This is a genomic window from Pseudomonas sp. MDT1-17 (assembly GCF_054898105.1).
The window spans coordinates 3602515-3620823 of sequence record NZ_JBUBVM010000001.1; the positions used below are offsets into that span (position 1 = coordinate 3602515).

Here is an 18309-nt window from a genome sequence, read left to right on the forward strand (position 1 = left end):
ACCGTTGGCACCCCGATCCGAAGGGTGAAGACTTCAGATCGGGCGCACGGAAGCGGTGAATCTTCAACTCGAAGAGTTAGACAGTGCTCCGGTCTATTCTTGAATACTTGTGGCTCAACAAATAACTTCTTCTGCACTGCCTCGTTCGCGAAACCTCTCGATAAATAACACCTCGAAAAACACCGTAGCGATGAAACCCAGCGCGGCGACCAGGTGCCTGCCAGCCCGCTCCCACAGGGCATCGCACGCTGCCTGAGCGAGCGTCAACGAAACGTTATTTGCTCGAAATTCTTAACAGCCGCCGATCAGTTAGTTAGGTTTATTGACACTTCTCCGATATGCGGTCACAACTTTTGCGCTCCGCTGGGTCATAACACGGTGGTCGTCGATGGAATATTGGCGTCTAGCGAGTTCTAGCCTGATACGGAGATAACCTCATGATTTTCGACGTACAAAATTTTGGCGCCAAAGGAGATGGCATCACAGACGACACGGCGGCGATACAAAGTGCGATTGATGCAGCGGCCGCCGCAGGCGGGGGTCAGGTGTATATGCCGACCGGAACTTATATCGTTTCGGGAGGTGAGGAACCTTCCGACGGCTGCCTGATGCTCAAGAGCAACGTCTACCTGTACGGGGACGGCATGGGCGAAACCACCGTCAAGGTGGCTGACGGCTCCGACACCAAGATCACCGGTGTCATCCGCTCGGCCTATGGCGAGGAAACCCACGACTTCGGCGTCAGCAACCTCACCATCGACGGCAACCGTGACAACACCACGGGCAAGATTGACGGTTGGTTCAACGGCTACATTCCCGGCGAGGAAGGCTACGACTCCAACGTCACCCTCGACAGCGTCGAGATCAAGGATTGCTCCGGGTACGGTTTCGACCCCCACGAGCAGACCGTCAACATGGTCATCAAGAACAGCGTGTCCCACGGCAATGGCCTGGACGGCTTTGTTGCTGACTTCCTCAGCGACAGCACCTTCGAAAACAATGTCGCCTACGACAATGACCGCCACGGTTTCAACGTCGTCACCAGTACCCACGACTTCACCCTCACCAACAACATTGCCTACAACAATGGCGGCAATGGCATCGTGGTGCAGCGCGGCAGCGAGGACATCCCCTCCCCCAGCAACATCACCATCACCGGTGGCGAGGTGTACGGCAACGGCGCCGAAGGCGTGCTGATCAAACTGTCCAGCGACGTGACCGTCAGCGGCGTCGATATCCACGACAACGCCAGCGCCGGGATACGCGTCTACGGCAGCAACCACGTCGAAGTCATCGACAACACGCTCAACAACAACTCACTGGGCGGCGCTGTACCCGAGATCATCATCCAGTCCTACGACGACACCCTGGGCGTGTCCGGCAGGTACTTCAACGGCAGTGATAACCTCATCCAGGGCAATATCATCAGCGGCAGCGACCTGTCGACCTACGGTGTTGCAGAGCGCAATGAAGACGGCACCGATCGCAACGCCATCATCGGCAACACCATCAGTCACACCAGTAAAGGCGCCACCCTGGTCTATGGCGACGGCAGCTACGTCAGCGCCACGGTGCCGATGACCACCGTGCAAGGCACGGCTGGCAACGACACCCTGCTGGGCAGCGCCGCCAGCGAGATTTTCTATGGCGCGGCCGGCAACGACACGATCAATGGCGGGGCCGGTGGCGACATTCTGGTGGGCGGTGCAGGCATCGACAAACTCACCGGCGGCACGGGTGCCGATACGTTCCGTTTCATCGCCCAGTCCGACAGTTACCGCAACGCAACCGCAAGCTTCGATGACACCATTACCGACTTCGACGTCACCCAGGACAAGATCGACCTCGCCGGCCTCGGTTTCACCGGCCTGGGCAATGGCCGTGGCGGCACCTTGCAGGTCAGCTACAGCGCCAGCAACGACCGCACCTACATCAAGGACTACGATGCCGACGCCAGCGGCAATCGCTTCGAATTGATTCTCTCGGGCAACCTGGTCAGCACCCTGACCGCCAGCAACTTCATCTTCAACCGTGTGGTCACCGGCACCAGCGGCAGCGACTCGCTGTCGGGTAGTGATTCGGCCGACACCCTGCTCGGCCTGGCAGGCAACGATAGCCTCAGTGGCGGCGCGGGCGACGACAAAATTGACGGCGGCGCCGGCATGGACACCCTCACCGGTGGCACCGGAGCGGACACTTTCGTGTTCTCCAACCGCCTGGACAGTTATCGCGACTACAACACCGGTGGCGCCAACCTTGGCGACCTGATCACCGACTTCGATATCACCGCCGACAAGATCGACCTCTCGGCCATGGGTTTCACCGGCCTGGGGGACGGCAAAAACAACACCGTGTACCTGGTGCTCAACACTGCCGGCACCAAGACTTATATCAAGACCCTGACTGCCGACGCCAATGGCAACCGCTTCGAGGTCGCGCTGGACGGCAATTACCTCGACAAACTGACCAGCGCCAATTTCGTCTTTGCCACTTCGCCAACGGTCAACCATGCGCCGGTGGTGGCAACGGCGTTGCTGGATCAGAACGCCACCGAAAACACCCCGTTCAGCTACGTGGTGCCGGCCGCCAGTTTTACCGATCCGGATAATGACAGCCTCAGCTACACCGCCAAGCTGGCCAATGGCAGCGCCCTGCCCAGCTGGCTGACTTTCGACGCCGCCACTCGTACGTTCAGCGGCACACCTGGCGACACCGCGTCGGGCACTTACTCCGTACAGGTCACCGCGTCCGATGGCAGCAATGCAACCGTCAACGACAGCTTTACCCTGGCCGTACAGGACGTACCCGCCGCACCCACTGTGATCAATGGCACACCGAACAACGACACGCTGACGGGCACCGCTGCCAACGAACAACTGTTCGGTGGCGCCGGTAACGACACCCTTAATGGTGGCGCCGGCAACGACATTCTGGTCGGCGGCACCGGCGCGGACAAACTCACCGGCGGCGCGGGTGCCGATGTATTCCGCTACACCTCAACACTCGACAGCTACCGCACCGGGTCCACCAGTGCCAGTGACCAGATCCTCGATTTCGACGTGACCGCCGACAAGATCGATGTCTCGGCGCTCGGCTACACGGCCCTGGGCAATGGCCTGAACGGCACGCTGCAAGTGACCTACAGCGCCTCGAGTAACCGAACCTACCTCAAGGACCTCACCGTCGACGCCAACGGCAACCGCTTCGAAGTGTCACTGGCGGGCAACCTGGTGAACAGCCTGACGGCGAGTCATTTCCTCTTCGCCGACCAAAACACCCCCAGCAATGTAGCGCCGGTGGTGACCATCCCCCTCCTCGACCAGAGCGCCACCGAAAGCACGCCGTTCAACTACACCGTGACCCACGACAGTTTCACCGATGCCAACCAGGATGCGCTGACCTACACCGCGACCCTCGCCGACGGCAGCGCCCTGCCCGTTTGGCTGAGTTTCAATGCCACCAGCCTGACGTTCTCCGGCACGCCGATCAGCACGGCGTCCGGCAATTACAACGTACTGGTCAAGGCCACCGATCCTTCAGGGGCGTCGGTCAGCGACAGCTTCGCCCTGGCGGTGGCCGATGCGCCCGCCAACACCATCACCGGCACCAACAACGCCGAAAGCCTCAACGGTACGGCGGGCGCAGACCTGATCCTCGGCCTCGGTGGCAACGACACCATCAAGGCCGGCACCGGCGCGGACATCGTCGACGGCGGCGCCGGACGCGATTCGCTGTACGGCGGCGACGGTGCCGACACCTTCCGCTACACCAACGTACTCGACAGCTACCGCGACTACGACACCGGCGGTGTCACGGCCACCGACACGATTTATGACTTCACCGTGGGCGTCGACAAGATCAATGTTTCGGGACTTGGTTTTCTCGGCCTCGGCGATGGCAGCAATGGCACGCTGTACATGACCCTCAACGCGGCCGGCGACAAGACCTACATCAAATCCGCCGAGGCCGACGCCGATGGCAATCGCTTCGAAATCGCCCTCAACGGCAACTACCTCAACACCCTGACCGCCAGTGATTTCGTGTTCGGTGAGCGCGCCCAGCAAGACATCCTCTACCTGCCCACACTCGGCCAATCCAATGCGCGCCTGCTGCGCATGACGGAGGACGACGATCAATCCGGCACCTCAATGCTGGTCAAGGACCTGGACCGCTACACCGACTATGACGTGCGCAGCCAGTTTACCGACGCCGATGGCAATGGCATTGACATCGCGGTGGGTGGCAGCACGGTCAACGGCCTGTCGACCCTGGGCGCCGAGCAACTCAATTTGTGCTGGTGGCTGACCGACACCAACCAACCCGGGCCTGCGCTATTGCGTGCCGTGGCGTTGCTGCAGGACCAGCTCACCGAACTCAAATCCATTGATAACGTCACCATGGGCATCATCTGGGGCCAGGGCGAGGAAGCCGCCCAGGAGATTGGCCGCTCCACCGACAAAGCCGCGGCAGCAGCGGCGTACAAGGCCGCGACCCTGAATGTGTTTGATTACCTGCATGCCCAGTTCGGTAACTTCAGCGTGTACATGATGGAAACCGGTCACTACGAGCAGGATGCGGCGCGTGCCCGTGGTTATTCGGAAGAGAAAATTGCCTCCATCGTCGGGGGGGCCGGCTATGTCCGCGCCGCCCAGGAAGCCATCGCCGCCGAGCGCGCCGACGTCAAGCTGGCGGTGGACTACACCGACCTGCCCTTGCGTTATGAAGTCGATCCGCTGGTGTACCCGGACGACGTCTGGCACCTGCACGAGGAATCGGCGGAAATCGTCGGCCAGCGCTTGGCCGATTACATCGCCGATGACCTTGGCTTCCAAGGCAACCCCAACGACAACAACAGCGTGCAGGCCATTTTCGACAACGCTCAGAACCAGGGCGGGATGATTTCCGGTACTGATCAGGCTGATACCCTGGTGGGCAGTTCGGGCAACGACACACTGGATGGCGACTTGGGCGCCGACACCATGACCGGTGGCGATGGCAACGACATCTACGTGGTCGATAACGCGTTCGACAGCGTGATGGAAACCAATACCTCGACCTCGCAGATCGATACGGTGCAGGCCTCGGTCAGTTGGACGCTGGGCGCCAATCTCGAGAACCTGGTACTCACCGGCGTGTCAGAAATCGACGGCACCGGCAATGAGCGGCGCAACTTCATCACCGGCAATGCTGCCGACAACGTGCTCGATGGTGCCGCAGGGGCCGACAGCATGAGCGGCGGCGATGGTGACGACACTTACTATGTCGACAACGCCGACGACACCGTGATCGAGACCAACAGCAATGCGGTGCCTGGAGGAATCGACAGCGTCCACAGCAGCCTGGCGGCCTATACCCTCGGCAACAACGTCGAGAATCTGTCTATCGACAGCGCTGGCGCCGCCAATGGCACGGGCAACGCGCTGGACAACACGCTGTTCGCCGGTGCCGGCAACAACATGCTGGACGGGCGCGATGGCAAAGACACGGTGTCCTTTGAGCGTGCCTCGGCGGGGGTTACCGTAAACCTCTCGACGTCCGCACAACAAAACACCGTGGGTTCTGGGCTCGACACCTTGAAATTCTTTGAAAACGTGACGGGAAGCGCCTACGCCGACAGTCTGTCGGGCAACAGCGCCGCGAACATCCTGAACGGAGGTGCCGGTAACGACACGCTGGTGGGTGGTTCGGGCGATGATCGGCTGATCGGCGGCGCAGGCACCGACAACCTCACCGGCGGCACTGGCGCGGACACCTACGCGTTTGGTGCCCTGTCGGACATGGGCGTCGGGGCGTTGCACGATGTGATCAGCGGTTTCAAGACCACCGAGGGTGATCATCTGGATTTCACCGGCCTGGACGCCAACCCGCTGACCGCCACCGTTGATGCCTTCACGTTCATCGGCAGCAACGCCTTCGACCCCACCAACGCCACCGGCCAACTTCGCTTTGCCGATGGCATCCTCTATGGTAGCGTCAACACCGACGCCACGCCTGACTTCGAAATACAAATGGTGGGCGTGCAGGAGCTGCACGCCAGCGACTTCACAGCCTGACCTCATGTGGGAGCGAGCCTGCTCGCGAAGACGGCGGTACATTCAGCATGGATGCTGATTGATCCACCGCTATCGCGAGCAGGCTCGCTCCCACATGTCATTCCTCTTTGAAGGCCGCAAGCAAGCGTTCACGCAAAGGTTTCATCAAGTAATTCATCAAGGTGCGTTCCCCCGTCACCACCGTGACATCGGCGAGCATGCCGGGGCGCACCAGCAGCCCGGCGGCTTGCAGCGAGGCGACGGTGTCGGCGGGAATTTCGACCTTGGCGGAAAAATACGGCTGGTGCGTCTGTTCATTGATCAACTGGTCCGCCGACACCGTAGTCACCGTACCGGTGACGGTCGGCGTATCCACCCGTTGCAGCGCGGTGAAATGCACATGCACCGGCAGACCCGGGCGTAACTTATTGGCCATCAGCGGCTCGAAACGCGCGGTGATCGCCATCGGCGCATCCAGCGGCACCACCTGCATCAGGGTTTGGCCGGCCTGCGCAACGCCCCCGACCGTATGAATGCTCACGTCCATGACCTGCCCGGACGCCGGCGCACGGATCGCACCGTTGTCGACTTCAAACTGCAAGGCATGAATCTGATCGGCATAACCTGCCGCCTCGGCAGAGACCTCGCTGAGCTGGGTTTCGGCATCGCGGCGAAATTCCTGCTGCGCCTGCAAAGCCTTGAGCCGGCTTTCGTTGATCGCCTGGCGGGTCCTGCCGACATCGCCCACTCCAGAGGAAATCTGTCCAGCCAATTGGGCTGCATTGCGCTCGGCCTCGAAGAGTTTGTTGCGCGGAATGTAGCCTTCAAGGGCCAAATTACGCAGGCCTTCCAGCTCCTGCTGCTGGAAGCGCATCTGCGTATCGTAGTTACGCTTGACGCCTTCGTAGCCGAGCAATTGCTGCTGCAAGGCCGCGGCTTCGTGTTCGATGATCTGCAAGCGGCTGCCCAGTTCTGCGCGGCGGGTCAGAAACAACTGGCTCTGCAAGGCCATGGAGGCCTTGACCCGCGGCTCGTCGGCGCGTTCCAGCAATTCGGCGGGCCATTGGATCTCGGCTGAGCCAAGGCGCTCGGCAATCAACCGCGCCTCGACGCTGCGATCGTTGAGCAACTTGCCCAAGGTCACGTCCCGTTGCGACTGCGCCTGCACCGTATTGAGCTGCACCAGCAACTGTCCCTGGGTGACGCGGTCGCCATCGCTGACCAGCAGCTTTTCCACCACCCCACCGACCAATGACTGCACAGCCTTGCGTTCGCCCGCCACCACCACGGTGCCGCTGCCCACGACACCCTGGTCGAGCGGCGCCAGGCAGGCCCAGAGCAGGAAGCCACCCAGCGTCAGGACCAGGAAACCCACACCATAGCGTGCCGCCCCCCCGGCGTCGGTGCTGGCGCAGGGCAGCGTTGTGGCGCCGCGCACGCTCAGCCCCTGCTCGCTGTACGTTTGTGCCTCTGGGGTCAGATCACGCATCTCCGCCAGCCTCCCTGACCGCGGCCGGTCTTGGCCCCGGCCTCAATGCCTTGAGCAACCGATCCCTTGGACCGAATGCATGTTGAGTACCGTCCTTGAGCACCAGGATGTGATCAACCACCGCCAGCACATTAGGCCGGTGGGTAATCAGCACCACGGTGCTGCCAGCCGCCTTGAGCGCATTGATGGCCTGCACCAGTGCCACCTCTCCGGCTTCATCGAGGTTGGAGTTGGGCTCATCGAGTACGATCAGCGACGGGCGTCCATAGAGCGCGCGAGCCAGGCCGAGGCGTTGCTTTTGTCCACCGGACAAGCCAAGCCCGCCGGGGCCCAGCGGCGTGTCGTAACCCTTGGGGAATTTCAGGATCATCTCGTGAATGCCGGCGTGACGCCCGGCGGCGATGATCTTGTCGGCGTCCTGCTCGCCAAAGCGGGCAATGTTTTCGGCCACACTGCCGTCGAACAGCTCGATGTCCTGCGGCAGGTATCCAAGGTGCGGGCCCAAGGCGTCGTGGGACCATTGACTGATCTCTGCGTCGTCCAGGCGCACCGACCCGCCCATGGCCGGCCATACGCCGACCAGCGCCCTGGCCAGCGTTGATTTACCACTGGCGCTGGGGCCGACGACGGCGAGCACATCACCTTTGGACAGGCTGAAATTGATGCCCCGCAGGATCGGTTGCGAGGCGCCGGGCGGGCCGACATACACCTGCTCCAGGCGCACCGCGCCAGTGGGCGGTGGCAATGGCATGCGCAGGCGCTCGCGCGGATGCTGGGCAAGCAGTTGGCTCAGGCGCTGGTAGCTCTGGCGGCCGGAGTTAAATTGCTTCCACGAGCCAATGGCGATTTCCACGGGCGCCAGGGCACGCCCCAGCAGCAGCGACATCGCAATCATCATGCCCGCCGACAATTGGCCTTCAAGTACCAGCAACGCCCCCAGGCCCAAGGCCAGCGACTGTCCGGAGATGCGCACGAAACGGGTCGTCGAAGTGATGCGCGCGCCGCGATCACTGGCATGGGCCTGGGCGGCAATGATGCGTTGTTGTAGCAGGCTCCAGCGCTGGCGCAACGGCCCGAGCATGCCCAGAGCCTGGATGACTTCGGCATTCTGTAACGTGCTGTTTACATAGATCGACGACTGCACGCCCAGGCGATTGGCTTCGGCCAAGCGCGTGCGAGTCGCCAGCTCGCCCCACAGCGCCAGGCCGATCAGCACCAAGGCCAGAACCAGCGTCAGCACGCCGAACCAGGGATGAAAGATGAACGCCACCAGCACGAAGATGGGCAACCACGGTGCATCCAGCAAGGCGATCAGGCCCTGGCCGGTGATCAACTGCCGCAGCGTCGCCAGATCGGTGAGCACCTGCGCCGGGTTGGCGTTGTGCTCACGCAGGCTGCGGGCGAAGGCGGCGTCGAAAATCCGCTCGCCCAAGGCCTCGTCCAACCCCGCGCTCATGCGAATCATCACCTCGCCGCGTGCCCACTCGATCAGGGCGCTGAACATGAACAGTCCCAGGGCGATCAAGGTGAGCATGAACAAGGTGGTTTCGTTGCGACTGGTGAGTACCCGGTCGTACACCTGCATCATGTAGAGCGACGGCACCAGCACCAGCAGGTTGATCACACCACTGAACAGTGCCAACGACCAGAACACACGGCGATAGCTTAATAAAGCGGCATCAATGTCATGACGCGGATCGAGAAGCAAACCCATAGAGTGTCGCTCGCAAAAGGAATAGTCGGTCAAAGACGCAATCCATCGCGAGCTTTTGCCCTAAGGCATTGGAGAAACACTAAACGTAGCCTGACGTGCCGCTATCAGAGACGAATCTCGTCGCTACAGGCGCCAATTACTGACAACGCATCCTTGGGTTAGTGCCGGTTCGACGGGCTGGGTTTTCATGTGGGTGACGGGCGGGAATATTGCCGAGATCCGTACGGCTCCCCCCTTGAGTATCGATGTCTGGCTGACAATCACTGATCAGGCGGGTTTTAACGGTGGGAGATGGGATGGCGCTTTGCTGTTATTGGTCACTCAAAGACTCCATTCTCCGAGTCACTCCCTAACCAGTAAAGGCTGAAGGATTATCAATAATTGAAGACAGAGGGAAAGTTCATTAATACTTCGCAAAGAAACACTTATTGCACCATGACAATATACAGGCGTCATTTCAGTGACTATCATAACCCTCACTTTAGAAATCCAGACCGTTAACACGCAGAGCGCGACCGATGTAACAAATGAATAATTCATCCGCGCCGACGAATGGATGTAAAAACAATTATATCGTTATAAATCAGGATATTAATGGCGATACAACAATCAGAACAAACTTCCAAAGAATTACAAAAAACTAAAAAAGACCGACCACAAACATAAAAGTTTCAAACGTTTATCATTAAAAAAATAACGCATATAACACTTTGCAACATTCGCCATCGATGCTAATAATCCGGCCGGTTCCGGGCTTAAGGCGACGCACTACCTCACAATGAAGTGAACATCTGATCTCACGCTGACTGCCCCGGTCTTTACTAAATTCAAATAACGCTGACGCGCTCAAGTTTCAATAAAACTTGGGCCGCTGTTGTGTGCGCACTGAAACTGCGCAAGGAAGACATCATCGCTCGTCCTCATTCAAGGGTTAAAATCCTTTCGATCTTCGGTACCCGTCCAGAAGCCATCAAGATGGCGCCTTTGGTCAAAGCCCTCGCTGCGGAACCTGGCATTCATTCCCAGATATGCGTCACCGGCCAACATCAAAGCATGCTTAAACAGGTGCTGGATCTGTTCGACCTCAAGACCGATTACACCCTCGATGTGATGACCCCGCACCAGTCGCTCAACTCGTTGACCGCGGCGCTTTACGGGGCGATTGACCCTGTGCTGGAAATGACCCGCCCGGACCGGGTGCTGGTACATGGCGATACCACTTCGGCCATGGTTGCCTCAATGGCTGCGTTCCATCGACGCATCCCGGTCGGTCATGTCGAAGCCGGGCTGCGAACCGGTGATATCTGCAGCCCGTGGCCGGAAGAAATGAACCGCCGCTGCATCGACCTCGGGGCGGACATGCTGTTCGCGCCGACCCACGAGTCGCGCCAGAACCTGCTCGACGAACGCCTTCAAGGTCGCACCTTCGTGACCGGCAATACGGTAATTGACGCGTTGCAGATGACGGCCCGGCGAATCGAGCAGGACGCTGACCTGCGTGCAAGCCTGGACCGGCAGTTCTCGTTCCTGCAAACCGGCCGCAAGGTGCTGCTGGTGACCGGGCATCGCCGGGAAAACTTCGGCGAAGGATTCCTGGATATCTGCAAGGCCTTGAGCCATCTGGCGCGGCGCGCTGATATCCAGATCGTCTATCCGGTGCACTTGAACCCCAATGTCATGGGCCCCGTCACTGAACAGCTGGGCGATCTGCCCAACGTGCACCTGATCAAGCCGCTGGACTATCTGGCCTTCGTGCGCCTGATGCAACGTGCGCATGTGATCCTCACCGACTCCGGTGGCGTGCAGGAAGAAGCACCCTCCCTGGGCAAGCCGGTGCTGGTCATGCGTGATGTGACCGAGCGTCCCGAAGCTGTCGCGGCGGGCACTGTGCGCCTGGTTGGCACCTCGCCGGACTCGATCATCACTGGCGTCAACGCATTGTTCGATGACGACTTGCTGTGGCGCCGATGCTCCCAGGCAGCCAACCCTTACGGTGATGGCAAGGCCAGTGCACGCATCGTCGATGCCCTGATGGGTCGCCCGGTCAATGATTTCGTCGTGGCCGGGCAGCCCTTGCCCAAGTTCCTGCATTACCCGTCAGCAGTGCCCGTGCCCGAGAAAAATCACCCGGCTTTTACCTCTCAATAAACCAAACCACTCCTCCCCCTATCAGCTCGAGATCTACCTGAATGAAGTCTTCCGTTGCCATCCATACGGGTGCGCTCAGCGCCCTTGCCTGTGGCGTGAGCCTGCTCGCGCTCATGCCGACCTTTGCCTTGGCCGCGGACAGCCCGCTCACCCAGGCAATCAACCGGCTCAACGCCGACACCCGACAGGAGCGTGAAATCCGCTTGAGCGATCTGGGGATCGACGCACCGATCATTCTCGGCTCCACTGACGCCCGACGCGAACTGTATCTGCCGGTACCGGCGGGTGTGCCGTTGACGAATGCCACCTTGAATTTCGACGCCAGTTACCTCAATGGCGAAGGCGGACGCAACACGCTGTTGCTGTCGTTGGACGGCTATCCGGTACGCGCCGAAGGGCTCAGTGAAGCCCAGGGTGATGCCAGCGCCATACTGGGCGTGGACAAGAAAGCGCGTGACAGCGGCTCGCTGCGCCTGGGCATTGCCTGGTCGTCAGTCGTGTCCCGTGTGTTGTGCGAAGACGAGCGTGCCATCGGCAACGTGTTGCGTATCGAACCGGGTACCCGCCTCAATTACAGCTACGACGCCAGCCAGTTACAGGACGTCGGTGCTGCCTGGACGGCATTGCCTGGCAAACCGGGGATCATGGTCGCGCCGGGCACCTTATCCACTGAAAGCTACGACGCGGCCTGGCGCCTCGGTGTGGCACTGGAGCGGATTGGCAAGCACAGCCGCGTTCTGCCCTTCCCCGCCGTGCAAGACAGCATTGACCTGAGTGGCCTGCGGATCCCCGCCGAACTGTTGACGATTCCAGCGTTTGCCAGCCTTAACGGCAAAGGCGCGCACGTTCTGGCCGAGCCGGCGCAAATCGGTGCGCTGTTGATGTTGGGGCAGACGCCGAACGTCCAGGCGGATCTGGCCATCAACGACCCGCAACTGCTCAAAGCTGTCAATGAATCGCTGGACGCGCTGCAGAGCCAGATTCAGGGCCTCGACGCAACGGCAGCCAACGCCTTCACGCAATGGCGTGAGCGGCATATCAATGCAGGTCTGGCCGCCACCGGTACCGACAACGTACGCCTGGCATTGCTGGGCACACGTCCGGTGTTGATGATCGCGCCGCAAGCGACCGGCAAGGCATTGGCCCTGTTCAGCTCGGCCTGGAACACACTCGCACGCAGCCGCCAATTGACGGTCAGCGAAGCACAGATGCCATTGAGCGCCGACGGCCGTGTGGCCTTGTCACGCCTGGGCGGTAACCCCGGCGCCATCGACGTGCTGGCCAAATCCGACTGGAGTACCTCGTTCCCTCTGGGCAGCGTGGCCTACGACGGTCGCCTGCCGGTGAGGGCGGTGATCGATGTGTCTGCCGCCCCTGGTGCCTCGGACACCGCGCCGGTGGCCTCGCTGTTTCTCAACGATTACCTGATTGGCGCGCAACAGCTCGTGGCCAACGGTGAACAGCAACGCATCGAAGCACGTATCCCGCGTTACGCCCTGGGTTCGAAGAACGTTTTGCGCGTGTCGTTCCAGCGTCAGCCGGTCAGCGATCGTTGCCTGGAAACGCCACAGGCCTTCCCGGTCTCGGTGCTGCCGACCAGCCATATCGTGCTGGAAAAAACCGCGCTGGCTGATGACTTCTCCGGCATGGCCGCGCGCTTTGCCATGGACACGCAAATCCTCGTGCCGCAGGCCTACCTCGAGCATCCGGCGAGCAGCTTGCCGCAGGTGATTTCGGTGGCTGACGCCGCCGGCGTTTCGCCATTGCGGGCGCAACTGAACGTCAGCGCCGACCCAAAGGTTTCGGTCGCGCCGGACAAAGCCTTCCTGGCCTTCGAGTTGCCGATCAAGGACAGCAAGGAATCGGTGCAGGTCGATGATCAGGGTCGCTTGCGCATCAATCACAAGGATCAGATGTTGCTGGACATCCATCCCCTCAACCACCTGGCCTCGTTGCAAGTGGTGGATGCCGGCGGCCAGCACGGTCTGGTCTATCGCGCCCTGGGCAATGACGCGCCACGCTTCGCCAAACAGATTCTGCTGACTCGCGGCGACGTGGCCATCCTCGGTGACAACGGCGCACTGACCACCTTCGACACCCAAGACCCAAGTGGCAGCCAATTGATCGACAACGAAGAACCCAAGGGCCTGGACGCCTGGCGCACGCCGTCGCTGTTGTGGCTGATTCCGGGTGGCATTCTGTTGGTCCTCATCCTGTTGCTGGCTGGCCGTAGCGCCCGTCGCAATCGCCAGTAACGGAACCTTTCGATGACGTCGCTTTATTGGCCCTATTGGCTGGCCCATTACTACAGCTTCCTGGAGATCTCGACCATCGTGGTCGCGGTGCTGATTCTGATCTCCAGCCTGGACGATCTGTTCATTGACCTGTGGTACTGGTCTCGCCGCCTGTTTCGCAAGTTCACCGTGGATCGCAAATACCGGCCGCTGACCGCCGAGCAACTGATGGCCCGGGATGAGCAGCCGTTGGCGATCATGGTCCCGGCCTGGCTGGAATATGACGTCATCGCACCGATGATCGAGAACATGGTGTCGACCCTGGATTATCAGAACTATGTGGTCTTCGTCGGCACCTACATCAATGACCCACGCACCATCGATGAAGTGGAACGCATGCGTCGGCGCTACAAGCAGCTGCATCGCGTGGAAGTCCCGCATGCCGGGCCGACCTGCAAGGCCGACTGCCTGAACTGGGTGATCCAGGCGATCTTCCTGCACGAGCAAACCCACGGCATGACCTTCGCCGGCGTCGTATTGCACGACAGCGAAGACGTGCTGCACCCGATGGAATTGCGCCTGTTCAATTACTTGCTGCCGCGCAAGGACATGATCCAGTTGCCCGTGGTTTCGCTGGAGCGCAACTGGTACGAATGGGTGGCCGGCACCTATATGGACGAATTCGCCGAATGGCATGGCAAGGATTTGGTGGTGCGGGAAAGCATGACCGACACGGTGCCGTCTGCCGGTGTCGGCACCTGTTTCTCCCACCGTGCCCTGCGCGTACTGGCCGGGGAAACCCAGAACCAGCCGTTCAACACTGACAGCCTCACCGAGGACTACGACGTCGGCGCACGCCTGGCCAAGGTCGGCATGAACGCGATTTTCGTGCGCTTCCCGGTGCAGTTTCGCGTGTTGCGCAAATCCTGGTTTCGCAAGCCTTACGAATCGACCCTGAAGATGCCGTTGTGCGTGCGCGAATTCTTTCCCGATACCTTCCGTACCGCGTTCCGCCAGAAAGCCCGCTGGACGCTGGGCATTGGCCTGCAAGGCTGGGAGCAAATGGGCTGGAACGGCTCGCTGGCCAACCGGTACCTGCTGTTTCGTGACCGCAAGGGCGTGGTGACGGCGTTCGTCAGCATCATCGCCTACGTGATTCTGGTGCAACTGCTGGGCCTGATCATCCTGCGCCAGAGTGGCCTGTGGGACGTGAGTTTCCCGACGCCGTTCGAAACCAACGGCTTCATCAAGTACCTGCTGCTGGCCAACGGTGCCGCGCTGGCCTGGCGCATCGCCCACCGCTGCTATTTCACCACCGTGCTGTACGGCTGGCAGCATGGTTTGTTGTCCATCCCGCGCATGGTGGTAGGCAACTTCGTCAACTTCATGGCCGCGTCACGGGCCTGGCGCATGTTCATCGTCGGCAAAGTCATGAACCGCAAGCTGGTGTGGGACAAGACCATGCACGACTTCCCGTCCACCGACCTGGTGGCTGCCGCACCGCGCAAGCTGGGCAGCGTGTTGCTGTCCTGGCAGGCGATCAACGACGCCGACCTGCAAAGCGCCCTCGCCGAACAGAAAACCCGGCACATGCCGTTGGGGCGGATTTTGCTCAGCAACGGTTGGCTGGACGATGAGACGCTGGCGGAAGCCATCGCCTTCCAGAACGATCTGCCGCGGGTGTTCGATGTGGCCGCCAAGGCCCGCGACTCAATCGTGACGCTGGACGATGAGTTCGCCCTGCGCTGGCGCGTGGTGCCGCTTGGCTTGAATGCCGACGGCCGCGCGCAAGTCGCCGTCGCCAGCCCTCTGCCGGCCGAAGGTCTGCAACAGGTCAGCGATGAACTGGGCAGCGAACCGGTGCAGCTGATTGCCCGGGAAAGCGAAATCGTTGCGCAATTGCGTCAACTGAACGTGCGCGAAGGCCAATCCGTACCGGATGCCCGTGCGCCACTGCTGGGCGACCTGTTGATCGAAATGGGACTGCTGGATCGCGACGTGTTCAGCCGCTCCATGTTGCAGTACCGCCCGCAGCATCACGGACGCATTGGCGACTATCTGGTCGACAGCGGCGTGCTGCCCCGCTCCACCATCGAAAAGGCCGTGGCGCGTCAGCACAGCCATTACCCTGAGGAGCTTCCGGCATGAACCGCCCCTTCCTGACCCTCATGGCCACGGGGCTAAGCCTGTTACCCGGGCTGGTTCATGCCGAGACGCTGCCCCTGCCGTTGACCGGCCCGGCCTATGAAACGGCCAACGAGGCGTACAGCGCGTACGAGCGCAAAGACTACGACCTGGCCATCGCCAAGGCCCGCGAAGCGTTGCGTCAGCGGGCTGATATCACCCGTTTGAACACCCTGATTGTGCTGGCTCAACGCGACAAGGAACTGCGTGATCATCCCAAACGCTACCCCCAGTCGCGTCAGGCCCCAGGCTTCGGCGCCGCGGCTCAGGCCTTCAAGGCCTACGACCGCGACGACTTCGGCACTGCTGCGCAGGCGGCACGCAAAGCCATCGCCCAAGCGCCCAAACGCATGGATTATCGATTGCTGCTGATCGAATCCTTGCAGCGCCAACAGCATCTGCAAGACGCGGATCAAGCCACTACCCAGGCCCTCGCGGTGTTCCCGGACGACGATACGTTGTTGATGCGTCGCGAAGCGATTCGTCGTCAACTGGCGGCGCCGCTGGCGGTTCAGGGTTATCGCGCCCTGGAGCAAGGCCATGCGACCCTCGCCGTTGACCAGGCCCGAAAAGCCGTCGCCCTGGCCCCGGAAATCGGCGCCAATCAGCAATTGCTGATCAGTGCCCTGCTCGCGGCCCGCGATTTCCGTGGCGCCGAGCTGGCGGCGTCAGGCGCGTTGGCTCAGGACGATGGGGAAATCGCACCGTGGATTTTGCGCAGCTACGCCCTTGATCGTCAGGGTAAGACTCAGGCAGCCCAGGCTGACCTGAATCACGCCCTGGCCATCGATGGCCTGCTGGAAGCGGAAATTCGTGACATTCGTTTCTTCGCCGCGGACGCCGCACTGGCCCATGGCGAGCCTCAGCAGGCGCTCGATCATCTGCAGCCACTGGTCGACGTTGAAGGCGGCGAAGTGGCCCGTCGACGCACCGCCGCACGAATGGCGCTGCGGCAGAAAAACAACGGCTTGAACGCTGTTGCCCACTTTCCGGCACCGGCCTTGAACTGTCAGGAAAGTGCCTTCGGCCTGGTCTGTGATATCTGGCCGGGCAACCAGCGCGATGCGGGCACCGACATGGCCGCCCAGGCCTACGCTGCCTTGGCCCGCAAGGACCCCGCGACGGCGGTTGCCCTGGCGAACGAAGCCATCGGCCGCGCGCCGCAAAATCCGGCGTATCGGCGTCTGTTGGTCAGTGCCCTGAGCGAGCAGAAGCGTGTGCCCGAAGCCATCGTGGCTGCCAGCGACGGTCTCAAGCTCAATGGCGATGACGCACGGCTGCTGGCCCAGCGCGGTCGTTTGCGCCAGCAATCCGGCGACGATGCCGGGGCGCGCAAAGACTTCACCCAAGCCCTGGCCCTCGGCAGCCTGCCCGCTTACGAAGAAGCCAGTCTGTATGCCGCCCTCGGCCAGCGCCGCACCGCCCGCGAAAGACTGCAACAAGCGCGGGACAGCGGCGAACTGGAATCAATGAGTGACCTGCAGATCGCGTATTTGTCGGTTCAGGCCGGCGATGATGACGGCGCCCTCGGTTCGTTCCGCAAGGCCGATGCCGACACCCGGCTCACGCCGACGGCCACTCAGGATGCGGCCTACACCGCAATGCGCGCCAACGAAGACCAGCAAGCCGTAGGCTACTTCGAGCGCGTCATCGATGCGCAACAGACCGGTGAACTGGACATGCCCGCGCAGCAGCTGTTCGACACTCGCCGCGCGGTGGGCGATGTCTCGCGCAGAATGGGTTTGACCAGCACCACCAGTTATCGCGGCAACAGTTCCAGCAGTGGGCTGAGCTCCGCGCCGAGCGGCGGCAGTAGCAGCAATGACAGCCTGCAAAACAGCACCGAACTGTCCTGGCGTCCGCTGGGCTATCGCAACGCCCGCTTTGTCGAACTTTACGGACGCGTCACCGATACGCTCTGGAGCAAGAACGGCGATTCGGACACCGGATTCGATGCGCTGCAAGGTGCTGTCGGCGTGCGGGTCAAACCCTTCACCGCTCTGAACGTGATGGCCGCCGTCGAGCGCACATTCCCCTTGGGATCGTCCGACGTTGACGGTGACTGGCTGCTGCGTTTGGGTTACGGCTCCAGCGTCGGCACTGACCTGCGCGTCGATGCCTCCAGTTGGTGGACCTCGCAGTTGTTCGCCGAAGCGGGTCATTACGTCAACGACTCGCGCAACTACTTCAACAGCGAATGGCAGGTCGGCCGCAGCTATGCGATCGGTGGCGCTGGCTCGCGCTGGGTGAGCTTCCCGCATGTCGTGGCCGCATACGACTACGACTCGAAGATGAACAGCGGCACCGATGCCGATGGCCGTTCGGACTCATCGTCCGGCAAGGCCGGCGGCGTGGGTGTCGGTAACAACGTCCGGTACTGGTTCCGTGAAGACGCGTACAACGCGCCTCGCTCCTACGTTGATTTTTCCCTGCAGTACCGCGTCAAGGTGCTGGGCGATGACCGTGCCGAAGGCGTGTTCGCTCGCCTGACTTATTCCTACTGAGGAC

Annotated in this window: 7 protein-coding genes; 5 read left to right on the top strand and 2 right to left on the bottom strand. The window is 61.3% G+C overall.

The features are described from left to right. Nucleotides 1–437: 437 nt before the first annotated feature. Entirely contained in the window at nt 438–6053 is a 5616-nt protein-coding gene (locus tag ACYZTX_RS16750) for a putative Ig domain-containing protein (RefSeq protein ID WP_462035001.1), read from the top strand. A gap of 97 nt (nt 6054–6150) precedes the next feature. Here ACYZTX_RS16750 and ACYZTX_RS16755 read toward each other — a convergent pair whose 3' ends face one another. Next, complete coding sequence (locus ACYZTX_RS16755; protein WP_462035002.1) at nt 6151–7521, bottom strand: HlyD family type I secretion periplasmic adaptor subunit; 1371 nt, start codon at nt 7519–7521, stop codon at nt 6151–6153. Next, a complete protein-coding gene (locus ACYZTX_RS16760) occupies nt 7514–9235 on the bottom strand; it encodes a type I secretion system permease/ATPase (RefSeq protein ID WP_462035003.1) in 1722 nt (573 codons plus the stop codon). The genes ACYZTX_RS16755 and ACYZTX_RS16760 overlap by 8 nt, the downstream gene beginning before the upstream one ends. A gap of 909 nt (nt 9236–10144) precedes the next feature. Here ACYZTX_RS16760 and wecB point away from each other — a divergent pair. From wecB to ACYZTX_RS16780, 4 genes are read left to right on the top strand one after another with little or no spacing between them, the layout of a single operon-like run. Further along, entirely contained in the window at nt 10145–11383 is a 1239-nt protein-coding gene (wecB, locus tag ACYZTX_RS16765) for a non-hydrolyzing UDP-N-acetylglucosamine 2-epimerase (protein ID WP_462037059.1), read from the top strand. A gap of 41 nt (nt 11384–11424) precedes the next feature. Beyond that, complete coding sequence (locus ACYZTX_RS16770; protein WP_462035004.1) at nt 11425–13638, top strand: hypothetical protein; 2214 nt, start codon at nt 11425–11427, stop codon at nt 13636–13638. A gap of 12 nt (nt 13639–13650) precedes the next feature. After that, nucleotides 13651–15765, top strand: a complete 2115-nt coding sequence (locus tag ACYZTX_RS16775) for a glycosyl transferase family protein (RefSeq protein WP_462035005.1) — start codon at nt 13651–13653, stop codon at nt 15763–15765. After that, nucleotides 15762–18305 carry an NfrA family protein gene (locus ACYZTX_RS16780; RefSeq protein WP_462035006.1) on the top strand — a complete coding sequence of 848 codons (2544 nt, stop codon included), beginning with the start codon at nt 15762–15764 and terminating at the stop codon, nt 18303–18305. Before ACYZTX_RS16775 ends, ACYZTX_RS16780 begins: the two co-directional genes overlap by 4 nt. Nucleotides 18306–18309 lie beyond the last annotated feature (4 nt).